The organism is Ectothiorhodospira shaposhnikovii (genome assembly GCF_022227765.1).
GTDB lineage: Bacteria > Pseudomonadota > Gammaproteobacteria > Ectothiorhodospirales > Ectothiorhodospiraceae > Ectothiorhodospira.
Genome location: NZ_JAJMLZ010000003.1, coordinates 278,626 through 298,519, shown reverse-complemented (window position 1 = coordinate 298,519; position 19,894 = coordinate 278,626). Strand labels below are relative to the sequence as shown.

The 19,894-nt window shown below is 63.9% G+C and carries 19 protein-coding genes; 14 read left to right on the top strand and 5 right to left on the bottom strand.

Going from position 1 to position 19,894, the window contains the following annotated elements; all coding sequences use genetic code 11:
• Positions 1-56 precede the first annotated feature (56 nt).
• From LQD11_RS06275 to LQD11_RS06260, 4 genes are all read right to left on the bottom strand, one after another.
• A complete protein-coding gene (locus tag LQD11_RS06275) occupies positions 57-404 on the bottom strand; it encodes a P-II family nitrogen regulator (RefSeq protein ID WP_238616764.1) in 348 nt (115 codons plus the stop codon).
• Positions 401-1,918, bottom strand: coding sequence for a DUF1538 family protein (locus LQD11_RS06270; protein WP_238616763.1), 1,518 nt, complete (start codon positions 1,916-1,918; stop codon positions 401-403). Before LQD11_RS06270 ends, LQD11_RS06275 begins: the two co-directional genes overlap by 4 nt.
• Before the next feature lie 42 nt (positions 1,919-1,960).
• Complete coding sequence (locus LQD11_RS06265; protein ID WP_238616762.1) at positions 1,961-2,329, bottom strand: hypothetical protein; 369 nt, start codon at positions 2,327-2,329, stop codon at positions 1,961-1,963.
• 128 nt (positions 2,330-2,457) lie between these two features.
• Positions 2,458-3,198 (bottom strand): tellurite resistance TerB family protein, encoded by a 741-nt coding sequence (locus LQD11_RS06260; RefSeq protein WP_238616761.1) that lies wholly within the window; start codon positions 3,196-3,198, stop codon positions 2,458-2,460.
• 183 nt (positions 3,199-3,381) lie between these two features.
• Between LQD11_RS06260 and LQD11_RS06255 the strand changes: the two genes are divergently transcribed.
• The 11 genes from LQD11_RS06255 to LQD11_RS06205 all read left to right on the top strand — a co-directional run bounded on the left by LQD11_RS06255 (position 3,382) and on the right by LQD11_RS06205 (position 15,003).
• Positions 3,382-3,693, top strand: coding sequence for a PepSY domain-containing protein (locus LQD11_RS06255; RefSeq protein ID WP_008933013.1), 312 nt, complete (start codon positions 3,382-3,384; stop codon positions 3,691-3,693).
• A gap of 96 nt (positions 3,694-3,789) precedes the next feature.
• Entirely contained in the window at positions 3,790-5,178 is a 1,389-nt protein-coding gene (locus LQD11_RS06250; RefSeq protein ID WP_238616760.1) for a sensor histidine kinase, read from the top strand.
• A complete protein-coding gene (locus tag LQD11_RS06245; RefSeq protein WP_238616759.1) occupies positions 5,159-5,845 on the top strand; it encodes a response regulator transcription factor in 687 nt (228 codons plus the stop codon). The genes LQD11_RS06250 and LQD11_RS06245 overlap by 20 nt, the downstream gene beginning before the upstream one ends.
• Positions 5,846-5,909: 64 nt before the next feature.
• Positions 5,910-6,482: a cytochrome b/b6 domain-containing protein gene (locus tag LQD11_RS06240; RefSeq protein WP_238616758.1), complete on the top strand. Its 573-nt coding sequence runs from the start codon at positions 5,910-5,912 to the stop codon at positions 6,480-6,482.
• Between the two features lie 168 nt (positions 6,483-6,650).
• A complete protein-coding gene (locus LQD11_RS06235) occupies positions 6,651-6,965 on the top strand; it encodes a PepSY domain-containing protein (protein WP_238616757.1) in 315 nt (104 codons plus the stop codon).
• A gap of 114 nt (positions 6,966-7,079) precedes the next feature.
• Positions 7,080-7,364 carry a DUF3240 family protein gene (locus LQD11_RS15565; protein ID WP_276315668.1) on the top strand — a complete coding sequence of 95 codons (285 nt, stop codon included), beginning with the start codon at positions 7,080-7,082 and terminating at the stop codon, positions 7,362-7,364.
• 47 nt (positions 7,365-7,411) lie between these two features.
• Positions 7,412-7,807: a hypothetical protein gene (locus LQD11_RS06225; protein ID WP_238616755.1), complete on the top strand. Its 396-nt coding sequence runs from the start codon at positions 7,412-7,414 to the stop codon at positions 7,805-7,807.
• Positions 7,808-7,960: 153 nt separating this feature from the next.
• The gene (locus LQD11_RS06220) at positions 7,961-8,212 is read left to right on the top strand and encodes a glycosyltransferase (protein WP_238616754.1); all 252 of its coding nucleotides are present in this window, start codon (positions 7,961-7,963) and stop codon (positions 8,210-8,212) included.
• A complete protein-coding gene (locus LQD11_RS06215) occupies positions 8,209-9,912 on the top strand; it encodes a lysylphosphatidylglycerol synthase domain-containing protein (RefSeq protein WP_238616753.1) in 1,704 nt (567 codons plus the stop codon). The genes LQD11_RS06220 and LQD11_RS06215 overlap by 4 nt, the downstream gene beginning before the upstream one ends.
• A gap of 15 nt (positions 9,913-9,927) precedes the next feature.
• Positions 9,928-12,474, top strand: coding sequence for a magnesium-translocating P-type ATPase (gene mgtA, locus LQD11_RS06210; RefSeq protein ID WP_238616752.1), 2,547 nt, complete (start codon positions 9,928-9,930; stop codon positions 12,472-12,474).
• A gap of 42 nt (positions 12,475-12,516) precedes the next feature.
• The gene (locus LQD11_RS06205; RefSeq protein ID WP_238616751.1) at positions 12,517-15,003 is read left to right on the top strand and encodes a cation-translocating P-type ATPase; all 2,487 of its coding nucleotides are present in this window, start codon (positions 12,517-12,519) and stop codon (positions 15,001-15,003) included.
• A gap of 9 nt (positions 15,004-15,012) precedes the next feature.
• On the opposite strand, the gene LQD11_RS06200 is transcribed toward LQD11_RS06205, so the two are convergent.
• Positions 15,013-16,557 (bottom strand): sigma-54 interaction domain-containing protein, encoded by a 1,545-nt coding sequence (locus tag LQD11_RS06200; RefSeq protein WP_238616750.1) that lies wholly within the window; start codon positions 16,555-16,557, stop codon positions 15,013-15,015.
• A gap of 466 nt (positions 16,558-17,023) precedes the next feature.
• On the opposite strand from LQD11_RS06200, the gene LQD11_RS06195 reads away from it, so the two are divergent.
• The 3 genes from LQD11_RS06195 to cysW all read left to right on the top strand — a co-directional run bounded on the left by LQD11_RS06195 (position 17,024) and on the right by cysW (position 19,879).
• Positions 17,024-18,046: a sulfate ABC transporter substrate-binding protein gene (locus tag LQD11_RS06195; protein ID WP_238616749.1), complete on the top strand. Its 1,023-nt coding sequence runs from the start codon at positions 17,024-17,026 to the stop codon at positions 18,044-18,046.
• A 93-nt stretch (positions 18,047-18,139) separates the two neighbouring features.
• Positions 18,140-18,973 carry a sulfate ABC transporter permease subunit CysT gene (gene cysT / locus LQD11_RS06190; RefSeq protein ID WP_238616748.1) on the top strand — a complete coding sequence of 278 codons (834 nt, stop codon included), beginning with the start codon at positions 18,140-18,142 and terminating at the stop codon, positions 18,971-18,973.
• An 18-nt stretch (positions 18,974-18,991) separates the two neighbouring features.
• A complete protein-coding gene (gene cysW / locus LQD11_RS06185; RefSeq protein ID WP_238616747.1) occupies positions 18,992-19,879 on the top strand; it encodes a sulfate ABC transporter permease subunit CysW in 888 nt (295 codons plus the stop codon).
• The last annotated feature ends 15 nt before the right edge of the window (positions 19,880-19,894 follow it).

The following is a 19,894-nucleotide window of genomic DNA, read 5'->3' as shown; positions in this document are numbered from 1 at the left end:
GCTATGTTTCTCCTGCATTCACCACCCGCAGAACACCATGCCGGTCGAGCCACGGATCAGATGTCGTCCTTGATACGCGCCTCGAAACTCTCAAGCTGCCGGGTGTCGATGCCGGCGATGTGATCCAACGGCACGGTGAAGACCACCCCCTTGGAGTGTCTGGCCAGTTCGAGTTCCGCCGTCAGTGCCTTCATCACCCGCAGCGACAGCTTCTTTTCCAGCACGCAGATCAACACACTCTGAGAGCCCTCGTAGGTGAGTCCGAAAAAGGTCTTCTTTTCCTTGGCACCGATCCCGCGGGCATCCAGCATCGTCACTCCGCCGGCACCCGCCTTCTTGGCGATGTCGATGGCCTTTTCCTCAAGGTCATCAGCGATGATCGCGACAAGTACCGCAAATTTCATGATTCAGCCTCTCTCCACCGCTTGGCGAGTTCAACCGCGATGGCGTAGAGCATCACGGACATGATGGGAAAGATGGAGGCGAACGCGATCAGACCAAAACCGTCGATCATCACGTTGCGCCCCTCGATGTGCGTGGCCAGACCGATACCCAGCGCCGTCACCAGCGGCACGGTCACTTCGGAAGTGGTCACGCCACCCAGATCGTAAGCCAGTGCCACGATGTATTTCGGGGACAGGAAGGTCAGCAGGATCACCACGGCATAACCGGCCATGATGTAATAGTGGATCGAATCGCCGGCAATGATGCGGTGCACCCCGATGGTAATCCCGATCGCGACACCCACCGCGACCAGGATGCGGATCACGTTGCCGTTGAGCTGGCCCTTCGCCGCCTCCTCTGCCTTCTGACCGATGGCGATCAGGGCGGGTTCGGCCATGGTCGTAGCGAAACCGATGGCAAAGGCGAACAGGTATACGAAGAGCCAGCGGTCCAGTCCGATCAACTGCTCGGCCATGGTCTGGCCGATGGGAAACAGCCCCATCTTCAGGCCCACCACGAAAGCGTAGAGGCCGACGATCACCAGCAGGAAACCTCCCATCACCTTGTGCAGATGGGCAATATGCTTGCGGATCACCAGATACTGGAAGATCAGGACGACCGCGATGATCGGCAGCACGTCGCGGAACATGATCATCAGGTCGCGCAGCATGCCCAATACCACGCTGCCGGCGATCTCCTGAACCACCTCGGTGACCACCGGGTCCGCCACCGCTTCCACAATACCCTGGGTCACCTCCCGAGCCTCACCGAAGCTGTACACGATGATCCCGTAGATCTGCACCGAGATCATCGGCACCATGACCGCCAGCCCGACCAGTCCGAAACCGTGAATCAGGGGATTGCGACCGCGCACCGATACCGCCAGGCCGATCCCCAGGGCCGCGATCAGTGGCACGGTCACGATGTTCGTGGTCACGCCACCGGAGTCATACGCCAGCCCGACGATCTCCTCCGGTGCGAAAAAAGTCACGATCACCACCACGACATAGCCAATGATCATGTACCAGTGCAGACTGTGCCCAAGCAGAATCCGCACCACGCCCAGTGCCACCACCAGGCCGACGGATACCGCGACAAGCAACCTCAATATCATCGCACTGATCCTGCCTTCGCTGATGATCTCCGCCTGACTTGCGACCGCGATCAACGCAGGTTCCGCCACCACGGCGGCAAACCCCAGACAAAAGCCGAATATCATCAAGAGCGGCAATGAGCCTTTGCGCGCGAACTCGTTGGACAGGTTCTTGCCAATGGGAAAAATCCCCAGCTCAAGCCCTTGCAGGAACAACGCAACACCCAGCACGACCACCAGCAGACCGATGGCCATGGGCAACCACTGGTCCGGGACCTGACGGATGATCAGGAACTGAAAGATGCCGACCACCAGGATGATCGGCAGCAGATTTCGGAACGCATGGTTCAGTAAGTGCAGGAATTCCCTGAGTTGGTTCACGGGCGTGGCTTTGTCTGGTGAAGGGAGAGGATGGGGCAGGCTTCAGCGAGGGCTGTCTTCCAGGCGGTCAACCGGGCCGAGTTCGATGATGTGGCGATGCAGCGCCTCGATGTCGATCCCGCCGACACCTTCCACCGGGAGGCAGAAGGCAAGACCCTTGAACGGTTCCAGCAGCTTCAATTCAATGTTCATCCGCTCCGCGATCCGGATCGCCGTGGCTTCGTCCAGCAACGCCACCAGGACCGTCTCGATACCGTAGTAGGTCAGACCGAAGAAGGTGATGTGTTCCGGGAAATTCAGGCCACGCGCGGAGATCAGCGTCATCCCGCGAGCACCCTCCTCCCGGGCAATTTCCCGTGCCGCCTCCTCAAGCTCGTCCGCCACCACGGCCACCAGCAGTTTCGCCTCCAAGGCCCAGTCTCCACCGCTTTTTGAACCTGGAACGAAGATAGCATAACCACCCGGTCGTTTTTCCTTTACCTAGAACGCGCGAGGGACCAACCGTGCATGATAGGGGCGTATGGGATCCAGTGACGCGCTCAGGATGTCCCCGCGACCTGGTCGCGCCCGAGCCGCTCCAGTTCATCGGCAACATCCTTGGGCAACGCAAGAGCCTGGGCCAGCTGATCGAGCCAGGCCCGCTCCATCGGATTTTGCTCATCCACGATTGCCACGCTGACCAGATACATCTCACGTGCCGCTTGGGGTGAGTCAACCCGGGCCGCCAACGCCCGGGCATCCAAGGGCGCGGAGAGCTGGCGCTCAACCCAGGCGTGCAGTTCCTGATCCGCCCCTAGCGCATCAATCTGTTCAGTGATCAACGCACGTTCCTGATCATCGATATGACCGTCGGCACGGGCCGCCATGATCATCGCCTGCAAGAGCTCAAGGCTTCGATGCTCCCGCGCCGGCCCGGACAGGCGTTCCACTGGCTCTCCGCCTATGGAAGACACCTGATTTGACCCTTGCGTGTTCTGCCACGCCTTCCAGGCCAACGCGCCCACGCCGGCAAGCGCACCGTACTTCAGTGCCTTGCCACCGAGCTTGCGACCGCGTTTGGAACCCAACAGCAGTCCCAGCGCACCACCACCCAGCACGCTTTTCATATCCAGGCCCAGACCACCGCTGCCCTGCTGGGCAGATCCCTCTCCGCTACCCAATTGACGGGAAAGGCTATCCAGCACACCCTTGAGATCCATGCCTCCCGCACCTTGCCGAGCGCCGCCTGACTGACCACCGGCCTGCCGAATCAACTGGTCCAATATCTTGCTGGCGTTCATGTCTTACCCTCGTTGAAGGACTGCGCGGCAGCGGGCCTTCAATCTGACACCAAATCGCCACTTCGGCAATTGTTGAAAACGGGTCAAGGGCATCGATGACCGGAATCGTCAGCTCGAATTCAGCTTGATTTAAGCTTACGGTGGCACACTGCCCTCCACATCCACAGCCAGAGGCGCACGCCCATGCATATCCGATCATTGACCACACCGTTTCTTTGCCTTGCCCTGCTTGCCCCCGGGCTGAGCCTGGCCGGGGACCGCATGGAGCACAACGAGATCCTGCGCCTGCGGGCCGCCGGGGAGATCATGCCCATGGAGGAGGTACTCAGACAGGCCGCCGGGATCGTGCCGGGGCAGTTCATTGAGGCCGAACTGGAACGGGAAGACGGCCGTTACGTGTACGAACTCAAGATCCTCGATGCCGACGGGGTACGTCACAAGCTCTATCTCAATGCCGGCGACGCCAGTCTGATCAAGCGTGAACGAGACCGCTGAGCAGGATCCGGACACGGCACTTGAAGTCCCGGCGGCTGTCCCGGTCCCGGTGCGCCCGTCCATGGACGGGCGCACCGTCTTTTTGAGCACAAGGCAATGAACTCCCTCAAATTCCGCTTGAGCCTGCTGGCCGCCCTCTGCCTGCTGGCCCTGCTGGCGGCCCAGGGGCTGGGTCTGAAGACCCTGTCCCGAGTCCTGGTGGACGGCTATCTGGTGGACCGGCTGGAACATGACGCCGATACCCTGTACGTACACCTGCTGGACAGCGAGGAAGGGCCTGCCGCCTTCAACCGCACCCTGGGCATCATCTACAGCACCCCGCTCTCCGGGCACTATTTCCGGATTCAGTCCCCCCACACGGTGGTGCGCTCCCGCTCCCTCTGGGACGAAGACCTGGCATCTCCCCCGGTACCGGAAGGCGAGCAGTGGCTCACCCGCATGGAGGGGCCCGCGGGTCAGGCCTTGCTGGTGCTCAGCCGCGGCTATCGCATCGACGGCGAGGCCGTGGTGATCTCGGTTGCCCAGGAGCTGGGGCCCATGCAGACCGCCGTGGACGAACTGGAAGGGCGTTTCATGGCCATGACCCTGGCGGCTCTGGGGCTGGCCCTGCTGCTGCAATTTCTGGTGATCCAGCGCGCATTGCGCCCCCTGGACGCGGCGGTGGACGCCTGCCGCCGACTGGAGACCGGCGAGGCGGTACCGGTGAACCTGCCCGCGCCCCGGGAGATCACCCCCATGCTGGAGGCCGTCAACCGGCTCATCCGTCACCACGGCCTGCGCCTGACCCGCAGCCGCCGGGCGCTGGGCAACGTCAGCCATGCCCTGAAGACCCCCCTGGCCGTGCTCTCCCAACTGGCGGACGAACTCTCGGCCCGTGGCGATGAAGACACCGCCTGGACCCTCCGGCGGCAGCTGCGCGCCATGCACGAAACCGTGGAACGGGAGATGCGTCGCGCCAGTCTGGCCGGCCGGGGACATCCCGGGGCCGGCTTTGACGCCCGCAAGGAACTGACCGACCTGGTGGAGGCCCTGGACCGTCTCCACCGTCACCGGGTGACGATGCAACTGCAAGTGACCACCGGCACCTGGCCGCTGGATGGAGAAGACATGCTGGAGATGTTCGGCAATCTGCTGGACAACGCCTGTCGCTGGGCAACCTCCCGGGTCCGGGTGAGAGTGAGCCCGACCCGTGAACACACCCTGCAGGCGATCATTGAGGATGACGGCCCCGGCATTTCCCCGGAGGACATACCGCTGCTGGGGCGCCCGGGCCGCCCTCTGGACGAACGGGGGGACGGACATGGACTGGGTCTGGGCATCGTGCAGGACGTAGTGGACCAGTACGAGGGCCGAATCACTTACGACGCCTCCCCCGACCTGGGCGGGCTGCGGGTCAACGTGACCCTGCCCCTCCCGGTCCCGTCATCCTCAAGCCCCGCCCCGAACACACTACGGGAACAGTTTGATGAGAATCCTGATCGTTGAAGATGATGTGGAACTGGGGTCGCGCCTGCAGCGGCGCCTGCAACGGGAAGGGCTGGCGGTGGACCTGGCCCTGAACGGCGTGGACGGCCGGCATCTGGGAGAAACGGAACCCTATGACCTGATCGTGCTGGATCTGGGGCTGCCCGACCTACCGGGCATGGCGGTGTTGGCCGCTTGGCGCGAGACCGGCATCACCACCCCGGTGCTGATCCTGACTGCCCGCAACAGCTGGCGAGAGCGGGTGGAAGGACTGCGACAAGGGGCCGATGACTACCTGGGCAAGCCCTTTCATGTGGAAGAGCTGCTGGCCCGTATCCAGGCCCTGCTGCGCCGCTCGGCGCCGGTACGGGACACCACCCTGCGACTGGGTCCCTGGCGCTTGGACGAGCAGCGTCAGGTGCTGGTGGACGGCCCCGACGAGTTGCCCCTCACCGCCACCGAATTCAAGTTGCTGCGCTACTTCCTGCGTCATCCCGACCAGGTGCTGTCCAAGACCCGGCTGGCGGAGCATCTGTACGAATACGAGAGCGAACGGGACAGCAACGTACTGGAGGTGTACATCTCCCGGCTGCGGGAGAAACTGGGCCCGGATCTCATCCAGACCCGTCGCGGCCAGGGCTATTATCTGCGGTCGCCCCCTCCCCGTCCGGAACGGGAGAAGAATTAAGCGTGGATTAAGCTTGCCGCGTCACACTGCCCCCATCTCCACACAACATGAGGGCAGCAACACCATGAACACCCCCCATCAGATCCCGGTCTGGGACCCCGTACTGCGCATCTTCCATTGGGGTCTGGCCGGTGCCTTCATCACCGCCTACGTGGTCGGCGACGACCTCATGGACGTACACACCCTGGCCGGCTACGCGGTCCTGTTACTGGTCCTGGCCCGCATTCCCTGGGGGTTCATCGGCGGCACTCACGCCCGTTTCCGGGACTTCGTGCGGCCTCCCGGCGAGGTCATGGCCCACGTGCGCGGACTGCTGCGGGGACAACCCGAATACCACCGGGGTCACAACCCCCTGGCGGGCTGGGTGTATGTGCTGATGTTCATCAGCCTCATCGGCCTCGCCGTCAGCGGCATGGCCACCCTGGGAGCCGAGGAATCGGCGGGCCCCCTGGCCGGACTTATGGCCGGCGCCGGCCACGGCGCGGCGGAAGCGGTGGAGGAGATCCACGAGTTCCTTGCCAACTTCACCCTGGGCCTGGTGCTGATCCATCTCATCGGTGTGCTGCTAGGCAGCCTGGCCCAGAAGGAGAATCTGGTGCGCGCCATGATCACCGGCCGCAAGAGACGCTCTGAATAGGCCCTTCGGACGTTGCGCTCGCCATCCCTGTCGTCCCTGCGAAAGCGGGAATCCAGTCACAGACTGAAAACCCCGGACTCCCGCCTTCCGTACCTGACACCGAGCCTGCGAAGCACAATCCTGATCGACACATTTACCGGTTGAGGTTGATCCCTAGGAGTACCCGCCATGAAAACCTTGAAAACCATCCCCCTTGCCCTGCTTGCGGCCCTGCTAATCCCTGCGGTGGGGCTGACGGCGGAAACCATTGATCCCCTGGAAGTAGTTCAGCTCCAGGCAGACCACCGGATCCAGCCCATGGACCATGTACTCAAAGCATCCGGAAAGACCGCCTACGGACAGATCATCGAATCCCACCTGGAGCGTGAACAGGGGCGATACGTCTACAGGATCAAGACGCTCGGCGTCGATGGTGTCCTGCACCGGATGACCGTGGACGCGGAAGACGGACGCCTGTTGCGACATGACTCCGGCATGCACTGAAAAATCCTTCCAACCGCACCCACCCGGCCGGAAAAGCCGGATGGTCCGCTGGCACCGGGAAGCAGCCGGCTGTCCTTTAAGGTTGATTTAAGCTTGCGAGCCTACGCTGTGGCCATGAAAACGCATCCCAGCTTCAAACGAGTGTCCCTGAACGTGCTGCTTCCCCTGTGCCTTGTGCTGGCGAGTACGGCGACAAGCGCCGACCACACTGGGTCAGGTGATAGCGGCGGCCCTATGACACTGGCCGAGCAGGTGTCGGGATACACGTCAAGGACCATGTTCCTGATCCACCTGCCCCCCGAAACACTCCAAACCCTGCTGACCGACCTCGGCAGGGATTTTTCCGGCAGCGGCATCCACCACTGGCGGGTTCCCGTCCTGGACCAGGGAAGGCTCTAGGTCCCGTTTTTCATCCAACCCATTCATCCCCGAAAAGGTAGATCAACATGCAAGACAGACACCGGTTGTTGTTACCCATCCTGCTGGCCCTCGGCCTCTCGGCGCTGGCACCGGCATGTAGCCTGCTACCCGAACAGATCACGCAAAGCACACTCGAAGTCGAGACCATCGACTCAACCGATTATAGGTTCGGCCCCGTCCGGGTCATGCAATACGAACAAGGTCTGCAGGTCAGAGGGACCATCGCCCATGATATCCACCGCCGCGGCGCCATTCCCGGAACCATCCACATCGAGGTATTAGCCCAGGACGGCCATCTGCTGGCCGAAGCCGACGCCTACCCTATGCGCAAAAACCGCCAGGCGTACTCCGCCCGGTTCGGTACCTGGCTTCCGGTGGCGCCGGAGGCCGGCCAGAGGATCAGACTCAGCCATCAACCCTGATCCTCCCTCAGCCCAGCATGACGCAACCCGCGACAACCTGCCAAGGCGTCGCGAACACCCCGATCACCGCCCAACCCCTCAACTTGCGTGATGCATGGACTAATATCAGAAGGGCACATATCGGCGTGCGTTCAAGCAGCACAAGGGGGTGCTGTGAACGTCCTGATGTTCACCAATACCTATACACCCCATGTAGGCGGCGTCGCCCGCAGCGTGCAGACCCTGTGCACGGGGCTGCGCCGGCAGGGACATCGCGTGCTGATCGTCGCCCCGGCCTTTGACCACATGCCGGCCGACGAGCCGGATGTACTTCGGGTACCGGTGCTGAGGCACTTTCACGGCAGCGATTTCTCCCTAGCCCAGGCGCTCGGCGACGCAGCGACCATGCCGACGCGCAATCCATGAAACGATCGTGCCTCTCTCCCCCATCCGACACCGCGGTCCATCTGCTCGGCCTGCTGATTGCCACGCTGCTGCGTCTGCTGGGCGCCACCTGGCGCCTGGAAACCCGGGGACTGGAGCCGCTGAGCAAGCTGCTCGCCGACGACCGTCGGGTATTGCTGGTGTTCTGGCATGGCGGGTATCTGCCGCTGTTTCCGCTGCTGCGCGGACACAAGGCCGCGATTCTCACCAGCGATTCACTCCGGGGCCGGATCATCATGGAGATCTGTCGTCGGTTCGGCTATCAGGGCATGATCCTGCCCGGCAATAACCACACCTCGGCACAGGCACTCCGGCAGATTGCCGTGACCGCCGGCAAGGCCATTGCCCTGGCCGCCGATGGCCCCCTCGGCCCGGCGCGCAGGGTCAAGTCGGGAGCGGTCAGGCTGGCATCCGACCTGGCCTTCGTCATCATTCCAGCGGCCACCGTCGGACGACACCAATGGACGGCATGGCGACGCTGGGACCACATGAGCCTGCCGGTCCCGTTCACCCGTGTGGCACTCATTTTCGGCGAGCCGATCCATGTCCCCACTGGGCTCGGCGGCCCCGGGATCAGGGACTGGGAGACACGAATCAGTAGCGCCCTCGAAGCCGCGCATCGCACCGCGGCACAACAGGTCGGTCGAGCGGCGCACACCATGGCCGAGCCTCCACCCCTGCTGACACCGATGGCCGACGAAGAGCGGAACAACGTCTCGCGCCCACCCCACTTCACTGCCCATGCCCTGCAATCCTGGTTCATCGGCTTGGCCCTCATCGCGGGCATCATCGCCGTCGGCACCCACCTGAGTGAACTGGAAGCCTTCCTGGAACTGGCGCAAAACGCCAGGCCGCGCTGGCTGCTGATCGCCCTGGCCCTCCAGCTGCTGACCTATGTCCTGGTCGCGGGCATCTGGCACCAGGCTTTTCGGGGCGCCCATGTTCACATTCGTCTCGGCACGCTCGTGCCCCTCGGAGTGGCGAAGCTGTTCTCGGACCAGGCGCTGCCAAGCGGTGGTGCCAGCGGTACCGGGTTTCTCGTTGCGGCATTGCACCGCCGGGGCATCCCTATGGCACCATGCATGGCGGTACTGCTCCTGGGCCTGGTCAGCTATTACCTCGCCTTCCTGCTGATGGCCGTGACCAGCCTGATCCTTATGTGGCACTACCATGCCCTGGAACCGTGGGTGATGGCGCTGACGGGTCTGTTCGCGCTGGTGGCCTTGCTCATCCCCGCGGGAGCCATCGGGCTGCAGCTGCGGGGGGATCGCATGCTGCCGTCCTTTCTGTCCCGCTGGCCCCGCATCAAGCGCCTCCTTGACGACGCGGTCCACGTCCCTCTCGACCTTGTCCGCAGTCCGCTGCTCATGGTCCGGGTCACACTGTTTCAGATCGCCATCTTCGTCCTGGATGCTGCCACCCTGTGGGTCCTGCTGCACGCCATCGGGCTGGAAGTCTCGTTCTGGGTCGCCCTGCCGAGTTTCGTGATGGCCTCCATCGCCGCCACCCTAGGGCTGGTACCCCTGGGTCTTGGCACCTTTGAGGCCACCTGCCTGGTCATGCTGAACCTGCTTGGCGTTCCGCTGGAGGCCGCGCTCACGGCCACGATCCTACTGCGTGGCCTGACACTCTGGCTGCCCATGCTGCCCGGCCTGTGGTTCGTGCGGCGGGCTCTTGCCTGACCTTCGGGGAACGTGATGGCACGCCATCCGCCAGATGAAGAAGACGCCTACTGGAGCCGGGAGATCGGACAGCTGTTCCGGGAATTCGGCAGTTCCTGGCAGGGGCTGTCCCCGGAGGTGGCGGCGGAGCGGATGGACCGGACCCTCCAGCATCCCCTGAGCCGGGACAGCACACCGTCCGCCTGGCGGATCTTTGCCCGGCAGTTTCGCAGTCCACTGATCCTGATCCTGGCCTTTGGCGCCCTGGTGTCCCTGCTGGTCCACGACTGGGTGGAGGCGGCGATCATCCTGGCCATCGTGCTGGGCAGCGCACTGCTTGGATTCATCCAGGAATTTCGGGCATCGACGGCGCTTGCCACGCTACGCCAGCGGCTGGCCCTGACCACACAGGTCCTGCGCGACGGCCAGGCCCTGACCGTGCCCGTGGACCGCGTGGTGCCCGGCGACGTGGTACTCCTGTCCGCGGGCAATCTCGTACCGGCGGATGGAGTCATTCTGGAGGCAAGGGATTTTCTCGTGGCCGAAGCCGGCCTCACGGGTGAATCCTTTCCCGTGGAGAAGCGACCGGGAATCACCGCCGCGCTGACGCCGCTCGCACAACGCACGAACTGTGCGTATCTAGGCAGTTCGGTGCGCAGCGGCACGGCGCGGATGCTCGTCACCCGGACCGGGGCCGACACGGCCTTCGGCGCCATCGCCGAGCGCCTTGCCGAACGACCCCCCGAAACCGCATTTTCCCGGGGCGTGCGCCATTTCGGCTTTGTGCTGGTACGCATCATGATCGTCATGGTGGTGTTCGTCATGACAGTCAACCACCTGCTGGAACGTCCCGCCATCGAGTCCCTGCTGTTCGCCGTGGCACTGGCCGTGGGCATCACGCCGGAACTGCTGCCCGCCATCATCACCGTCACTCTGTCCCACGGTGCCCGGGCCATGTCCCGTCGCGGCGTCATCGTCCGGCACCTGGAATCCATCGAGAATCTGGGCAATATCGATGTGCTCTGTACCGACAAGACCGGCACCCTCACACAAGGCGTGATCACCCTGAGCGAAGCCGTTGACCACGCGGGGCGTCCGTCACGAGAAGTGCGCCGGCTGGCCTATCTCAACGCAGCCCTGGAAACCGGCATCGACAATCCTCTTGATGCCGCCATCCTAAAGGCCTGCGCCGACGCCCCTCCCCCGATCGAATCTCATCGCAAGATCGACGAGATCCCCTACGACTTCTCTCGCCGCCGCCTGACCGTCGTCATCACCGACGACGACTCACCCTCGCGCCACCTGATCGTCACCAAGGGCGCTTTTGCCAACATCCTGGACATCTGCACCACGATTTCCCGGGACGGCATCCCGCATCCCCTGAATGTGGCGGAACGGACCCGGCTGATAGCCTGGTTCGAAGCCCGGGGAACCGAGGGTTATCGCGTACTCGCGCTGGCAACCCGCTTGGTGACGGCGCGCCCCCGCTACACCCGGGACGACGAGAAGGACATGACCCTCCGCGGGTTTTTGCTGTTTCTCGACCCGCCCCGGACCGATGCCGCCGAGACCCTTGAAACCCTGGCTTCCCTAGGCATACAGGTGAAGGTGATCACCGGCGACAACCGCCATGTGACCGCCCACTTGGCCGACAGCCTCCGGCTGCCGAGCAAGACCATGATCACCGGTGCGGAACTCGCCGGCATGAGGGACGAAGCCCTGTGGCAACAGGCCCGGGCAGTGGATCTGTTCGTGGAAGTGGATCCCCAGCAAAAGGAACGCATTGTCAGGGCCCTGCAACACACCGGACACAGCGTGGCCTATCTGGGAGATGGTATCAACGACGCCCCCGCCCTGCATGCGGCGGACGTGGGCATCTCGGTGGAGGGCGCGGTGGACGTGGCCCGCGAAAGTGCCGACGTGATCCTGCTTGAACCGGACCTGAAGGTTCTGCGCCAGGGCGTCATGGAGGGACGGCGCACGTTCACCAACACGCTCAAGTACATCGGCATCACCACCAGTGCCAATTTCGGCAACATGCTGAGCATGGCGCTCATCACGCCCCTGTTGCCGTTCCTGCCCCTGCTTGCCAAGCAGATCCTGCTCAACAACTTCCTGTCGGACCTCCCCTCGGTGGCGATCTCGACCGACCGGGTGGACGCCGTGGACATGGAACGGCCGCAACACTGGGACATGCGTCGACTGCGGCGCTTCATGCTGATGTTCGGGTCGGTCAGCACGATCTTCGACCTGATCACCTTCATGATCCTGCTGAAGGTGTTCGAGGCGGGCGAGTCAACCTTCCACACCGCCTGGTTCGTCGTCTCACTGATCACCGAACTGGCCGTGGTGATGGTACTGCGCACACGGCTGGCCGCCTGGCGCAGCCCCCCGTCCCGGGTATTGCTCGGTACCACGGTGTTCGTGTTCCTGGCCGCACTGACCATCCCCTACCTGGGTCCCGTCGCCGCCCTGTTCGGGTTCGTTCCCTTACCCGGCCTGATCCTTGCCACGATGCTGCTGGTGTGTGCCGGCTATATCGTGGCGACCGAGGCCGCCAAGCGATGGATCTTCTTTCGGTAAGTCACTGCATATACTCAGAACCGGGAACCAGGGGGTCCAAAAATGCGTCGCAATGTCCCGTGGGCACGGCTGGAAGGAGGCCATGATACGCTGGAAGGACTCAGCGGGCCGGAGGCGGCGTCGCGGCTTCACCGATACGGCGCAAACACGATCATTCCCGCAACAGGCCGGGCCTGGACCCTCACCCTGCGCGACACACTGCACGACCCCATGCTGTGGTTTCTGATGGCCACCAGCGCGCTCTTCTGGATCGTCGGTCAACCGATCGAGGCAGTGGTCCTGTTGCTGGCCCTCATCCCCCTGATGGGGATGGATGTCTGGCTGCACCGGCGTACTCAGGCATCGGTACAGGGCCTGAGCGGTCGGCTCGCGGTACAAGCCCGCGTGTGGCGCGATGGCGAGGAACGGACCCTGCCCGCCGAGGAGATCGTGCCGGGTGATCGCGTGATGGTCCGTTCCGGGGACTCGTTCCCGGCCGACGGCCTGCTGATGCACTGCGACGCACTGCAAGTGGACGAATCCACCCTGACTGGGGAGGCCTACCCGGTGCGCAAGCAGGCACTGGCCGTACCGCCGACCGTCGGTGCGCAAACGCCGGTGGAGGATCACCACTGGGGGCTTGCCGGAACACGGGTGCTGACCGGGTCCGCGGAACTACGGGTCGTCTTCACCGGTGCCGAAACCCTCTATGGTGAAATTGTCCGTTCGGCAATTGCCGGCGCGCACCCACTCACCCCCTTGCAGCATGCGGTCGGTCGCCTCGTTCAGACGCTGGTGATCGTCTCAGGTGCGATCTGCCTGACGCTGGCCTGGCTACGTTACCATCAGGGACATGGCCTGCTCGACGCCCTGCTCAGCGCCCTGACGCTCGCGATCGCTGCCTTGCCGGAGGAGTTTCCCGTGGTGCTCGCCATTTTCCTGGGCGCCGGGGTCTATCGCCTGGCACGGCGCCGCGCTCTGGTGCGCAGGGCGGTGGTCGTGGAGAACATCGGTCGCGTGACCTGTATCTGCTCGGACAAGACGGGCACCCTCACCGAGGGGCGCCTGCAACTGACGCACCTGGAGCCTGCCGCGGAGGTTTCCGAAACCCGGCTCCTGGAGACCGCGGCCGCCGCCTCCCGCCCGGACAGCGGCGACCCCATGGACGAAGCAGTGCTTGCCCTTGCGCCGGCATGGCCGGGCGTCTCCCCGCGCGCCCTGTTTCCCTTCACCGAGACTCGGCGCCGCGAGACGAGCGTCCGGGAACAGGCGGGGGGCCTGGTGGTTGCGGTCAAGGGCGCGCCCGAAGTGGTGCTGGACCTCTGCGCGCTGTCCGCCGATGTCAGGCACCACTGGATGGACCGGGTGAACGAATACGCCGGCTCGGGACACAAGCTGATCGCCTGCGCACGGGGCATGCTCGACGCCGAACAATGGAAGGGCGACGAACCGGACCGGGGACTGACGTTCACCGGTCTGCTGGCCTTCGAGGATCCGGTGCGCGACGGGGTGTGCGAAGCGGTACAGGCGTGCCGGGCAGCCGGCATCCACATCATCATGGTCACCGGCGACCATCCCCATACCGCGCTGGCCATTGCCCGCGAGATCGGATTGGGGGAAGGCGCGCCGCGCCTGATCACGGGTGACGAACTGGCGCAGCGCACGGGCCAGGGCCAGGACCTCACACCGCAAGACCTTGACGTGATTGCCCGGGCGGTCCCGGCACAGAAACTCGCACTGGTTCGCGGGCTGCAGGCGGCAGGGGAAATCGTCGCGGTCACCGGCGACGGCATCAACGATGTGCCGGCCCTGCAGGCCGCCGATGTCGGCATCGCCATGGGCGAGCGCGGTACCCGGAGTGCGCGCGAGGTCGCCTCTCTGGTGCTGATGGACGACAACTTCCGCAGTATCGTGGGTGCGATCAGCGAGGGGCGACAGCTGTTCACCAACCTTCAACTGAGCTTTCAGTACCTGCTCATGATCCATATTCCACTGGTCGCCACCGCCGCCCTGATCCCCCTGCTGGGCTATCCCCTCCTCTATCTGCCGATCCACATCGTGTGGCTGGAACTGATCATTCATCCCACGGCGCTACTGGTGTTTCAGAACCTGTATTCGCATCGTCCCCTCGGACCGCCACCGTCCAAGGGAATCCGGGAGCGGTTCTTCGACAACCGGCAATGGTGGACCATCGTGATGGTGGGGAGTGTCGTGACGCTCCTGGTACTGGGCACTTATATCCGTAGCCTGGGTGCCGATCATGCCGTGGACCATGCCAGGACCATGGCCCTGCTCGCACTGATCATGGCCGGCGCCGGGATCACCGCCGCCTTGAGCAACATGCGCGGGATCATGGCGTGGTCACTGGTGGTGGGATCCCCGGCCCTGGCGGCGACATTCATTCACACACCGATCCTTCGCGAGATCTTGCATTTGCATCCACTGCATTGGGACGACTGGTTGATCGCCATGGCAGGGGGGGCCCTGGCCGCAGTGCTTGTCTGTATTGGAGTCCACCGACACGAAAACAGAGCGAGATCATGCCAGTAGTCAACCTTATCAAGCCGAATCGCGCTCCATGATAGCCAGGACCGTCCGGCGTACCTTCAGCTTGCGCATCTTCGAGCGCAGGGTGTTCGGGTTGAGACCCAGAAGGTTTGCGGCCCCCGCTGGGCCGGAGATACGTCCCCGCGTGCGGACCAGGGCGGCCTCGATATGGGCTCGCTGTACCTGCTCCAGAGTGGGGAATGTCTGTCCGCCCGCTCCCGGGCCGGATTCTGTCGGACGCGGCGCCACCATGTTCCCCCCCGGCAAGGACTGCCCCAGGGCCGAGGTGAGTGCCAGCCGCTTGCCCTGTCCCAGCACCACCGCGCGATCAAACACTGCCGCCAGCTCCCGCACGTTCCCGGGCCATTCGTAGGCCGCCAGCAGGCGCAGGTCCTCCGCGGTGGGAAGTACCAGCGGCAGCCCCAGACGCTGGGCAGAACGCCAGGCCATGTGCTCCGCCAGGGCGGGCAGGTCATTGGGACGGTGGCGCAGAGGGGGGATATGGATGGGGAAACCCGCCACCCGATACCAGAGATCTTCTCGGAAGCTCCCGACCGCCACCATGGCGGCCAGATCCCGGTGCGTGGCCGCCACAATGCGCACATCCACCGGCACCGCGTCGTGACCACCTACCCGCTGGATCACCCCCTCCTGCAGCACGCGAAGCAGTCTCACCTGGGCAGCATGGGTCAGTTCACCGATCTCGTCCAGGAACAGGGTGCCCCCATCCGCCCGCTCGAACCACCCCTGCCGCCGGGATACCGCGCCGGTGAAACTGCCGCGCTCGTGGCCGAACAGTTCGGAGTCGATCAGCTCCGCCGGGATCGCACCGCAATTGACACGAACAAACGGGGCCCCGCATCGCCGGGAACCTTCATGAATGGCCCTGGCGATGACCTCCTTGCCCGACCCCGTCTCGCCCAGCAACAAAACCGACAGATCGGCATCCGCCACCAGCATGACCCGCTCCATGACGGGTCTTAAATCCCCCTCGGCCCCGACGATACGCCCATCGTCCGTGCGCCCGCCCAGCCGCTGTTCCAGGGCCTGCTGATCCGCCCGGACGGCTCGCTCCAGAGCATCCCGTTTGCGGGCCTCCAGATGCCGCTCCAGGATCACCGCCATGGGCAGGGCCAAGGCTTCCAGCCACTCACGCTGTTCCGGGGCGAGGCCACTCCGGGACTCCGGTACCACCAGCAGCACGCCCACGGGCTGGTCCTCAATCCTCAGGGGGCAGATCAGCGCCACCCCGTCGTGCAAGGCCGCGAAGGCGCGTTCCATGGAAGACGACCTTCCCACTCCCCCCAGCTCCAGCATGTCTCCGGTGCGGCACCACTCCCCAACCCCCGGGATTTCCAGAGTCGGCAGGGTGCCGTTCGTCGAGCCCTCGATCGCACAGGCCACTTGGGTCAGGCGATGCTCATCCTGAAGCTGGAACAACTGCAACTGGCGTATCGGCACTTGCAACCGCAGGGAATCCCGCAAGCGTTCCAGCCTGGGAGCGATGGGTTCGTGGGAGGCCACTTCGTGCCAAACAGTCAGCAACAAGGATTCCATCAGGATTCTCACCAAATAAAAAGATCAATCGTTTTATATCACCAAAAAATCGCTTTATAAAACAACCTTTTCTATCGAACCGCTGATTGATAGCGATAAAACATTGTTATCAGTGGATTTATTCAATTGGCACGCCTTTTGATATTCAATTAAGTGCAAGCAATCTCTCATTGATAGAAAAAAAAGAAATATTCCAGGGAGCCTGAATCCGTCGTTCCCGCCCAAGCGGCAGGCCGCAGCAAAGGCAACCGAGACGGGTTCCGCACTGCATCATTCCCGCGAAAGCGGCAGACCGCAGCAAGGACAACCACGACAGGTTCCTGACTGTGCGTCATTCCCGCGAAAGCGGGAATCCACCAGTTGCACAGGCTGAAAATTCCGTCACGGCCTCCTTATGCAGGGATGACGGAAGACGACGGATTCAATGTTTCCCAACCCATAGCAACACTGACGGAGTCCTTTCATCATGCCCAGATCCCGTTTTTCCCGCCTCGCCCTCTCCGGCGTCACCGCCCTGGCACTGGGGCTGTCAGGAGGTGCCCTGGCCCAGCAGGCTGTCACCTTGCTGAATGTCTCGTATGACCCCACCCGGGAGTTCTATCGGGAATACAACAACGCCTTCGCCGCCCACTGGGAGGCCGAAACAGGTCAGCGGGTCACCGTGCGCATGTCCCACGGCGGCTCCGGGTCCCAGGCCCGCTCGGTGATCGACGGCCTGGATGCCGACGTGGTGACCCTGGCCCTGGCCTACGACGTGGATGCCCTGCACGACCGGGCCCAACTCATCCCCGAAGACTGGCAAACCCGCCTGCCGCAAAACAGTTCTCCCTATACCTCCACCATCGTCCTGCTGGTGCGGGCCGGAAATCCCAAGAACATCCGCGACTGGGATGACCTGGTGCGCAAGGACGTCCAGGTGATCACCCCCAACCCCAAAACCTCCGGCGGCGCCCGCTGGAATTACCTGGCGGCCTGGGGGTATGCCCTGGAAAAGTATGGCGATGAGGCGAAGGCCTACGAATTCGTACGCGACATCTACGCCAATGTGCCGGTGCTGGATCCCGCGGCCCGCGGCGCCACCAACACCTTCGTGCAGCGGCGCATCGGCGATGTCTTCATCGCCTGGGAGAACGAGGCCTTCCTCGCCGTGGAACAGCTGGGTCGGGGTCAGTACGAAATCGTGGTGCCATCGGTGAGCATCCTGGCCGAACCGCCGGTGACCGTGGTGGATCGCAACGTGGACCGCAAGGGCACCCGCGAACCCGCCCAGGCCTACCTGGAGTTCCTGTATGGCGAGACGGCCCAGCGGCTGGCGGGCAAACACTATTACCGCCCCTCCAATCCCGGGATCCTGGCGGAGTTCTCCGACCGTTTCCCCGAAGTGAAGCTGCACACCGTGGATGACTGGTTCGGCGGCTGGCGCAATGCCCAGGACACCCATTTCAACGACGGCGGGGTGTTCGACCGCATTCTGGCCGAGATCCACTGACACCGGTTCGCCGGTGGGTCGGCTCCCACGCGGGGACCGGCCCACTGATGGGCGATGGGATCCGATCAAACCTTATCTCATGGAGCGTGAGTGATGACACTGGCCTTGCGACAACCCAGCGTGATTCCCGGGTTCGGGATCACCCTGGGTTTCACCCTGTTTTACCTGGGACTGATCCTGCTGATCCCCATCGGCGCCTTCCTGCTGTATACCGCCCAGATGAGCTGGGCGGATTTCTGGCAGGCCGTCAGCCACCGGCAGGTGGTGGCCTCCTACAAGCTGTCCTTCGGCGCCTCGCTGATCGCCGCCCTGTTGAACCTGGTGTTCGGCGCCATCGTCGCCTGGGTGCTGGTGCGCTACCGGTTCTTCGGCAAGCGGGTGATCGACGCCCTGGTGGATCTGCCCTTTGCCATGCCCACCGCCGTGGCCGGCATCGCCCTGGTCACCCTGTACGCCTCCACCGGCTGGGTGGGGCAATACCTGGAGATCCTGGGTCTGCGCGTGGCCTATACCCAGCTGGGCGTGGTGGTGGCCCTCACCTACATCGGCCTGCCCTTCGTGGTGCGTACCGTGCAGCCGGTACTGGAAGACCTGGACCGGGAACTGGAAGAGGCCTCCGCCATTCTGGGCGCAAACCGCCTGACCACCCTGCGGCGGGTGATCCTGCCGGCCCTGCTGCCCGCCCTGCTCACCGGCTTTGCCCTGGCCTTCGCCCGGGCCCTGGGAGAGTACGGCTCGGTGATCTTCATCGCCGGCAATCTGCCGTTTCGCACCGAGATCACGCCGCTGCTGATCGTGGCTAAGGCCGAGCAGTACGACTATCCCGGCGCGGCCGCCATCGGCACCGTGATGCTGCTGGCCGCCTTCGTACTGCTGCTGCTGATCAATGCCCTGCAGTGGTGGACCGCCCGCCACACCCGCCGCTGACCCCGCCGGAGAGATCCCATGAGTAGCCTTGCCTCCCCCATTCCCCCACTGTCTTCCGAGGCCCCCGCCTGGCAACGGGCCACGGAAGAGCCGGCCTGGATCCGCCGCCTGCTCATCGGCATCGCCCTGACCTTTCTGGGCCTGTTTCTGGTCCTGCCCCTGGCCGTGGTGCTGTACGGCGCCTTCGAGCAGGGTCTGCAGGTCTGGTACGCCGCCATCACCGAACCGGATGCCCTGGCCGCCATCCGCCTCACCCTGCTGGTGGTGGCCATCGTGGTGCCGCTCAACCTGGCGTTCGGCGTCATGGCCGCCTGGGCCATTGCCAAGTTCGAGTTCCGCGGCAAATCCGTGCTGATCACGCTGATCGATCTGCCCTTTGCCATCTCCCCGGTGGTGGTGGGCCTGATCTTCGTCATCCTGCTGGGCAGTCAGGGCTGGCTGGGTCCCTGGCTGGCGGAACATGACCTGCGCATCATCTTCGCCGTGCCGGGGATCATCATCGTCATCGCCTTCGGCACAATGCCTTTCGTGGCCCGGGAACTGATCCCCCTCATGCAGCAACAGGGCAAGGAGGAGGAGGAATCCTCCCTCACCCTGGGCGCCAACGGCTGGCAGACCTTCTGGCGCGTCACCCTGCCCAACATCAAATGGGGGGTGATCTACGGGGTGATCCTGTGTAACGCAAGGGCCATGGGGGAATTCGGTGCCGTCGCCATCGTTTCCGGACGCATCCGCGGCGAGACCAACACCATGCCCCTGCACATCGAGGTGCTCTACAACGAGTATCTGTTCACCGCCGCCTTTGCCGTGTCTTCCCTGCTGGCGGGGCTGGCCATCGTCACCATCGCCGTGAAGAGCCTGGTGGAGTGGCGTGACGAACGCCAACGCCACCAGGCAGCAGCGTGACCCCGACCCTTTTCA